Below are 8241 nucleotides of genomic sequence, written 5' to 3'. Positions count from 1 at the left end.
TGATCGCCGAATTCGCCCGCCGACGCCCCGCCCCGGACCCCGCGCAGGCCACCGGCCTGCTCACCCCCCGGGAACGTGACATCGTCCGGCTGCTCGCCGAGGGCATGTCGAACTCCGAGATCGCCGCCGCTCTCCACGTCGAACAGTCCACCGTCAAGTCCCATCTCGGGCGGGCGATGACCAAACTCGGCACAAGGGACCGGGTGCAGACCGTGGTGTGGGCCTACCGGACGGGTGTCGCGGGCGGGGCGTGAGCTGTCTACAGGATCGCTCCCGGGGTGTACTCGGCGGCCTCCGGGTGGCGGCGGGCGAGTTCCCGGGCCTTCGCGACCACCGCGTCGACCTGGTCTCCCGCCGCTCCCACGAACGCCGCGCGGTCGGACAGCGCCTCGTCGAGTGCCGCGCGATCCAGGGGCAGCCGGTCATCCGCGGCCAACCGGTCCAACAGGTCGGGTTCGCGGCCCTCCTCACGCATGGCCAGCGCCACCGCGACCGCGTTCTCCTTGATGGCCTCGTGGGCGACCTCACGCCCGACCCCCGCCCGGACGGCGGCCATGAGGACCTTGGTGGTGGCGAGGAACGGCAGGTACCGCTGGAGCTCCTTGTCGATCACCGCCGGATAGGCCCCGAACTCGTCCAGGACGGTGAGGAAGGTCTCGAACATCCCGTCCAGGGCGAAGAACGCGTCGGGCAGTGCCACCCGACGCACCACCGAGCAGAAGACGTCCCCCTCGTTCCACTGCGCGCCCGCGAGCTCGGCCGCCATCGAGCCGTAGCCGCGGAGGACCACCTGGAGGCCGTTGACGCGCTCGCACGAGCGGGTGTTCATCTTGTGCGGCATCGCGGACGACCCGACCTGCCCGGGCTGGAACCCCTCCGTGACCAGCTCGTGCCCGGCCATGAGCCGGATGGTCTGCGCCAGCGACGACGGTCCGGCGCCGAGCTGCACGAGCGCGGAGACGACCTCGTGGTCGAGCGACCGGGGGTAGACCTGCCCCACCGAGTCGAACGTGCGGGAGAAGCCGAGGTGCTCGGCGATCCGGCGCTCGAGTTCAGTCATCATGGCGGGGTCGCCGCCGAGGAGGTCGAGCATGTCCTGGGCCGTCCCCATCGGGCCCTTGATCCCACGTAGCGGGTACCGCTCGAGCAGCGACTCGACCCGCTCGAGCGCGACCAGCAGCTCGTCGGCGGCCGAGGCGAACCGCTTGCCGAGCGTGGTGGCCTGCGCGGCGACGTTGTGGCTGCGCCCGGCCATCACGGTGTCACGGTGGGCGACGGCGTGCTCGGCCAGTCGACGGACGGCCGCCACGCCCCGGTCACGGACGAGCTCGAGGGACCGCACCACCTGCAGCTGCTCGACGTTCTCGGTGAGGTCCCGACTCGTCATGCCCTTGTGGATGTGCTCGTGCCCGGCGAGAGCGTTGAATTCCTCGATCCGGGCCTTGACGTCATGCCGGGTGACCCGCTCGCGCTCGGCGATCGAATCGAGGTCGACCCGGTCGATCACGGCCTCATACGCCTCGATCACCCCGTCGGGGACCTCGATGCCCAGGTCGCGCTGGGCGCGGAGCACCGCGATCCACAGCTGGCGCTCGAGCACGATCTTGTGCTCGGCGGACCACAGCGTGGCCAGGTCGGCGCTCGCGTAACGCGAGGCGAGGACGTTCGCCAGGCGGGGCTTGACGGTCTGCGGGGAAGCGGCGTTCTGGGCGGTCACACCACCCAGTATCGCAGGGCGGTCAGGAGACCATGGATCCGCCGGTGGACCCGTTGAAGATCTCACTGGCGTGGACGTAGACCTGCTCCACCGTCAACGGGGCCTGCAGCAGCAGCCACGGGCGGAGGATGTACACGGCGGTGGTGATGATCTCGGCGGAACCCATGCGCCGACGGTAGCGTCCCGGGGCGTCCGCCGTGGCCCGTTCTCACGGCAGCAGCACCGCTCTCACGGCAGCAGCACAGCCCGGAGCCGATCCATGGCCTCGGCGATCTCCTCGGTGCCCCCGGCGAAGCTCAACCGGACGGTGCGCCGTCCGTCGACGGTGTCGAAGTCGACGCCAGGGGTCAGCGCCACCCCGGTGCGGTCCAGGATCTCGGCGCACCACGCCACCGAGTCGTCGGTCCACCGCGAGACGTCGAGGTAGGCGTAGAAGGCGCCATCCGGCGGAGCGATACGTCCCACCCCCAACTCCCCCAGGCGACGGAGCACCACATCACGGTTCAGGGCGTATCGCCGGACGTGCGCGTCGAGCTCGGCGGCGGCCTCGTCGGTGAACGCGGCGACAGCGGCGAACTGCGCGTGCGTGGGCGGGCAGATGGTGAGGTTGCCGACGAGCCGGTCCACGGGGTCGTGCAGGTGGCGCGGCAGCAGCATCCACCCGATGCGCCACCCGGTCATGGAGAAGTATTTGGAGACCGACCCCATCACCACGGACTCGCGGCTGGTCCGCCACGCGCTCGCGCACTCCCGGCCGTAGGTGACCCCGTGGTAGATCTCGTCGCTGACGAGCAGCGTGCCCCGGTCCTCGCACCAGCGCGCGAGGGCGGCGAGTTCACCGGCGTCGATGATGGTCCCGGTCGGGTTGGCGGGACTGGCCACGACGAGACCGGCGGGCGCGTGCCCCAGCTCCGCCGTGACGGCCTCGAGCTGGGCGACCGTGGGTTGGTACCGGGTCTCGGGACCGCAGGCCACCTCGACGACGCGGCACCCCAACGCCTGGAGTGTGTTCCGGTACGCGGGATACCCGGGGCGGGCCATCACCACCGCGTCCCCGGGGTCGAAGGCGGCGAGGAACAGGACGGAGAAGCCGCCGGAGGACCCGGTGGTGACGACGACGTCGTCGGCGGCCACCTCGACGCCGTCGACCCTGCGGTGGTGGTCCGCGATGGCCTCGCGTAGCGGCCGGATACCACGAGCCTCGGTGTAGCCGAGGATCTCGGTGTCCAACGCGCGTCGTGCCGCCTCCAGCACCGGCGCGGGCGCGGGCGTCGAGGGCTGCCCGGCACAGAGCGATATCACGTCGCCGTGCGTCTCCTGGCGCCGCGCCGCGGCGGCCAGGACGCTCATCACATGGAAGGGCTCGACGGCCGACCGGAGAGAGGGTGTACGCGCGAGGCTCATGACCCCGACGCTAGCGCCCACGTCAGAGGGTCAGGCCGAACACCCACACCATCAGGGTCATGGTGACCAGCGTGATGAGCACTATCCCCACGAGGTTGAGCCAGACACCACCCCGGATCATCTGCCCGATCGTCACGTACCCGGAGCCGTAGGCGATGGCGTTGGGCGGGGTCGCCACCGGCAGCATGAAGGCGCAGGTGGCGGCCAGCGCCACCGGGACGGCCAGGAGCATCGGATCGAGTCCGAGCCCCAGCGCCACCCCGCCCGCGACCGGGAGGAACGTCGCGGCGGTGGCGGTGTTGCTCGTCAGCTCGGTCAGCAGGAGGACCCCGCCCGCGGCGACGACGACCAACAGGACGACCGGCAGCCCACCGAGCGCCGCGGACTTCTCACCGATCCACTCGGTGAGCCCGGAACCGGAGAACTGGGACGACAGCGCCAGCCCACCGCCGAACAGCAGGAGCACACCCCACGGCAGGGCGAGGGCGGCCTCCCACGTCAGCAGCCGCACGCCACGCGCGGTGCCCGCGGGCGTGAGAAACAGTACGAGCCCGGCGATCAGCGCAATCCCGGCGTCGGAGACGGGCGGGCTGTCCCACACCAACGGCACCGCCACCCATGCGACCGCGGCGGCGATGAACACGGCCAGGACGCGCTTCTCGCCCGAGGAGACGGGGCCGAGGCTGCGGAGCTCGTCGTCGAACAGTTTCCGCCCACCGGGGATCTTCTCGACCTCGGGCTTGAACAGGACCTTGGTGAGCAGCAGCCAGGCGATCACCAGCATGACGATGGACAGGGGCAGACCGACCATCATCCACCGACCGAAGCCGAGGATGATGCCGTGCTCGCTCTCGAGGTAACCGGCGAGCAGGGTGTTGGGCGGGGTCCCGATGATCGTCGCCAGCGAGCCGATCGACGCGGCGTAGGCGATGCCCAGCATGAGCGCGGTCCCGAAGTTCGACCGGATGACGGCCTTCTTGACCTCGTCGGAGGTCGGGTCGGACGAGGAGTCCATGTGGGGCAGCGACCCGTCCGGATCGCCCCCCTTGCCGGACTCGCTCCTGCTCAGCTCGGAGGCCAGCATGAGGACCGAGACACCGATCGGCAGCATCATGACCGCGGTGGCGGTGTTGGACACCCACATGCTCAGGAACCCGGTCGCGATCATGAACCCGGCGATCACCCGGGTCGAGCGGGTCCCCATGGCGCGAACGGTCAACAACGCGATCCGCCGGTGCAGGTTCCATCTCTGCATGGCGATCGCGATCAGGAACCCGCCCATGAACAGGAAGATGATGTTGTTCCCGTACTGGGCGCCCACGTCGTCGACCGAGATGTCCTGCCCCAACACGGGAAACGCGATGAGCGGCACCAGCGCCGTGGCCGGGATGGGGATGCACTCGGTCATCCACCAGATCCCGAGCAGCACGGCCACGGCGGCCGTCAACCGCGCGTTGTGCTCGAGGTCCCCCGGCATGACCGCGTAGACCACCGACGCCGCCACGACACCCGCGACGGTCCCGATCACACTGCGGACGAACTCGCCGCGGGGCACGGCCCCGTCACGCTCGCCGGGCGACTTCTGCGCGATCTCCATTCCCCGGCTGGGGTCCGGCTCCAGGCCACTCAGATGCGGGGCCATGACCATCCTCCGGCCACTCGGCCGTTCCTGATCGCCGGTCGCCATTCGCCGTCCCCCTCGCGTGTCACGCACCCCGGGTCCGTTCTCCGGGGTGCTGTGCACTCACCGTAAACGTCACCCGGGCGCGGGTCAGGCGATCAGCCTCCGAGGGAACCCAGCGGTGCCGAACCGAGCGCGCCCGAGCCCATCGAGAGCGACCCGTCGGGCGCCACCTCGAGGCCGAACACCGCCAGCTCGCGCACCGGCCCACCCGCGCCCGCGACCGACACGACGAGCTCGTACCGCCCCGGCGCGAGCGGCGCGGGGGGTACGAGGGACACCGCGCGGGTGACGGTCGCACCGGCGCCGACGCTCTGGGGCACCGACGGCCACTGTTGACCGTCGACGAGAACGGGCACCTCGACCCGCTGCGTGTCCGGGCCGGTGAGCGTGGCTCGCAGTTCTCCGGAATAGGCGGCTCCCGTGGAGTCCATCCGCACCGAGGCGTCGAGCACCTGGCGGTCCCGGTCCGGCCGGAGAGCCGCGTCCCCGACCGCGGTGAGCCGGACGGGCAGTGAGACGACCGGGTCGGCGGGCCGGGTCGATGACGGGGTCCCGTCTCCCACCACGGGCCACCCACCGACCCAGTCCAGACGGTCGAGCATCATGTAGCGCCGCTGCACACCGTTGGGGAGCACGGCGCTGCCGCGGGGCGCGGCGTGGTAGAGCATCCAGTCCTGCCCTGCGTCGTCGGTGGTCACGTCGACGTGACCCGGGCCCACCCAGTCGGCGTCGCCCTGCAGGATCACATCTCCGGGAAGAGGCGCGCCCGGCCCCTGCACCAACGGACGCTGTTGCCGGTCGGTGTACGGCCCCATGACGTCGTCGGCCCGGCCGCCCAGCACCCGGTACTGCGACTGCTCGCCGTCGCAGCACAATCCCGCGCTGGTGAACAGGTGGGTCCTGCCCTCCCTGGTGAGCACGGCGGGCGCCTCCACCCCCGTGCCCGCCACCAGGACGGGGTCCCCGGCGAGCGCAGTGCCCGCGGGGTTCATCGGTACCGCGTGGATGCCCTCGAAGTTGCCCATGAACATCACGGGCCCGTCGTCGGTGAACACGACCTCGGGGTCCATCGGATCCAGGTCCTGGTAGGGGGCCTCGGCACCGAAGCAGACGATCGGCACCGAACCGTGGGTCCACGGGCCCTCGATCCCCGGCGCGGTGGCCATCCCGATACAGGGGGCCGGACCTCCGGTGGTGTAGTACATGACGGCACCGGTGTCGGTCACGTGGACGTCCGGGGCCCAGAGGAACGAGCCCTCGGGAGCCCACACCGGACGGGAGCCGAAGGCGTCCCCCACGTACTCCCACTCGACCAGGTCGAAGGAACGGAAGTGCGGGATGAGCCGGTAGCCGGTGCCGTCCGACCAGTCGTCGGAGGACGCGTAGACGTGGAACGCCCCGTCCGCTCCCCTCTGAACGGACGGATCCGGCGCGATCGACGAGATCACCGGGTTGGCGCCGGCGGGAACCGCCGCGGTCGCCGAGACGACGGGGATGACGACGGCCACCGCCGCTGCCCCGAGGGCGCGGGCACCGCGCGAGATTCTCATCGGCCGATGATAGACCCGGAATTCTCCTTCATGTGACGGTAGCTCACTCCGGTCTCGGGCGTCGTTCGCCTTCTATTCCTGACTCGCCCGGCGTTCCTTGCGCAGCAGGAAGCGCTGGATCTTGCCCGACGGCGTCTTGGGGAGCTCGCGGACGAAGTGGACCTTCCGCGGGAAGGCGTGGGCGGCGAACTCCGTCTTGACCCACTTCTGCAGGTCCGCCACCGTGTCCTCGTCGCCCTCGACCCCGTCCCGCAGCACGACATACGCCTCGAGCACCTCTCCCGCCAGATCGTCGGGAACGCCGATGATCGCCGACTCCAGGACGTCCGGATGCCGGGCCAGAACGGACTCCACGTCGAACGGGCCGATCCGGTAGCCCGACATGATGATCACGTCGTCGTCGCGGCTCGAGAAGTAGAAGTGACCGTCGGCGTCCAGCGTGGCCGCGTCGCCCGTGTAGTACCAGCGGCCGTCCGCGCTGAACCGCTCGGCCGTCTTGTCCGGCGCCTCGTGATACCCCGTGAACCACATGAGCGGGCTGGCCGGGACGTCGATCGCCACGCGCCCGAGTTCCCCGGCCGGGGCGGGCTCATCGGCGTCGGCGGCGAGTACGGTGCACCCCCACCCTGGGAGCGGCACTCCCATGGACCCGGGCCGGACGTCCTCGCGGAGCGAGTCGTGCCAGGGATTGATGATGAACATCCCGTGCTCGGTCTGGCCGTACTGATCCCGGACCTCGACACCGAACTGCTCGATCGACCACTCGATCACCTCGGGGGTCAGCGGCTCCCCGGCGGAGGACGCCCGGCGGAGCCTGACGTCCGGGGCGATGTCGCGCTTCGCCCGCATCGTGCGGTAGACGGTCGGCGCGGCCGCGAAATTGGTGACCCCGTAGTACTGCAGCACCGCGAAGGCCAGTTCCGGGGTGTATCGCGCGTGGAGCAGCAGGCTGCGGCGGCCCACGGCCAGCGGACCGAGGATGCCGTAGTAGAGGCCGTACGCCCAGCCCGGGTCGGCTCCGTTCCAGAACACGTCGTCGGCGCGCACGTCCAGCCCGGTCTCGATGTACTGGTGGAACGCGGCGAGCGCCCGGACGGGGACCACGACGCCCTTGGGGGTGCCGGTGGTGCCGGAGGTGAACAACATGACCATCCCGGCGTCAGGGCCGGTGACCGCGGCGGCCCGGCCGGACTCGCGGGCGTCGACGATCGTGTGGAGGTCCAGGTCTCCCTCCCGGGCCGCGGGGCAGTCCGCGAGTCCCGCCACGACGACCGGAACCGACGTGGTCTCGAGCTTGTCGCGCTGATCGGCATCCGACACGACCACCTTGGCCGACCCGCCGGTGAGCCGCATCTCGATGGCGGGCCACGCGAACGCGGTGAACAGCGGCATGTGCACCGCGCCCAGGCGCCAGATCCCCATGAGCGTGAACACCAGGTCAGCGGACTTGGACATGAGGGTGGCGACCCGGTCCCCCTCGCCCACCCCGAGGGTCGAGAGCGCGGCGGCCACCTTCTCGCTCCTCGCCTTGAGCTCGCCGTAGGTGATGTCCCGACCCGACAGGTCGGCATCGATCACGGTGAACGCCACCGCGTCGGGATCGTGGCGGTCACACAGGAACTCCGCCGCACTCGCGCCGGGCACGTCGTAGATCGCCAGGAGCTCTTCCGGCGACAACGGGACGGTGGCGGGCGGAGTGGTCTGGGCCTCATCTGCAGACATGCCTGCGGATACTGCTGTACTGACCCTCCGCGCGCCACCCACCGACGGGCACCCCCACTTTCGGGGCTGTCCCACCACGCGGACGCCGTGCACTCTATCGAGACCACCCCTAGGAGCATGGGTCAGTAATGGCTCGAAGCGCGCCGAGAGTACGGCGGAGTGCG

At 70.7% G+C, this 8241-nt stretch carries 7 protein-coding genes; 1 reads left to right on the top strand and 6 read right to left on the bottom strand.

Translation table 11 applies throughout. The features are described from left to right. On the top strand, positions 1-254 hold a 254-nt coding region (locus IY392_RS11130; protein ID WP_194861246.1), incomplete at its 5' end, for a response regulator transcription factor. A gap of 5 nt (positions 255-259) precedes the next feature. On the opposite strand, the gene purB is transcribed toward IY392_RS11130, so the two are convergent. The 6 genes from purB to IY392_RS11100 form a co-directional block, all read right to left on the bottom strand. After that, positions 260-1717 (bottom strand): adenylosuccinate lyase, encoded by a 1458-nt coding sequence (purB, locus tag IY392_RS11125; protein ID WP_194861245.1) that lies wholly within the window; start codon positions 1715-1717, stop codon positions 260-262. A 22-nt stretch (positions 1718-1739) separates the two neighbouring features. Next, positions 1740-1883, bottom strand: coding sequence for a hypothetical protein (locus IY392_RS11120; protein WP_194861244.1), 144 nt, complete (start codon positions 1881-1883; stop codon positions 1740-1742). Between the two features lie 62 nt (positions 1884-1945). Next, positions 1946-3121 (bottom strand): aminotransferase class I/II-fold pyridoxal phosphate-dependent enzyme, encoded by a 1176-nt coding sequence (locus IY392_RS11115; RefSeq protein WP_194861243.1) that lies wholly within the window; start codon positions 3119-3121, stop codon positions 1946-1948. Between the two features lie 22 nt (positions 3122-3143). Then, the gene (locus IY392_RS11110) at positions 3144-4763 is read right to left on the bottom strand and encodes a DASS family sodium-coupled anion symporter (RefSeq protein ID WP_228549296.1); all 1620 of its coding nucleotides are present in this window, start codon (positions 4761-4763) and stop codon (positions 3144-3146) included. 137 nt (positions 4764-4900) lie between these two features. Beyond that, positions 4901-6355, bottom strand: coding sequence for a family 43 glycosylhydrolase (locus tag IY392_RS11105; protein ID WP_194861241.1), 1455 nt, complete (start codon positions 6353-6355; stop codon positions 4901-4903). 72 nt (positions 6356-6427) lie between these two features. After that, complete coding sequence (locus tag IY392_RS11100) at positions 6428-8077, bottom strand: AMP-binding protein (RefSeq protein ID WP_194861240.1); 1650 nt, start codon at positions 8075-8077, stop codon at positions 6428-6430. Positions 8078-8241 lie beyond the last annotated feature (164 nt).

This window comes from Dietzia sp. SYD-A1, assembly GCF_015356725.1.
GTDB lineage: Bacteria > Actinomycetota > Actinomycetes > Mycobacteriales > Mycobacteriaceae > Dietzia.
The sequence above is the reverse complement of the archived record's forward strand: the minus strand, read 5'-3'. Positions and strand labels throughout refer to the sequence as shown.

What these genes read in the sequence shown, in the direction of transcription:
- IY392_RS11120 (WP_194861244.1), bottom strand. Translation starts at nt 1,883, where the DNA reads ATGGGTTCCGCCGAGATCATCACCACCGCCGTGTACATCCTCCGCCCG.
- IY392_RS11115 (WP_194861243.1), bottom strand. Translation starts at nt 3,121, where the DNA reads ATGAGCCTCGCGCGTACACCCTCTCTCCGGTCGGCCGTCGAGCCCTTC.
- IY392_RS11110 (WP_228549296.1), bottom strand. Translation starts at nt 4,763, where the DNA reads ATGGCCCCGCATCTGAGTGGCCTGGAGCCGGACCCCAGCCGGGGAATG.
- IY392_RS11105 (WP_194861241.1), bottom strand. Translation starts at nt 6,355, where the DNA reads ATGAGAATCTCGCGCGGTGCCCGCGCCCTCGGGGCAGCGGCGGTGGCC.
- IY392_RS11100 (WP_194861240.1), bottom strand. Translation starts at nt 8,077, where the DNA reads ATGTCTGCAGATGAGGCCCAGACCACTCCGCCCGCCACCGTCCCGTTG.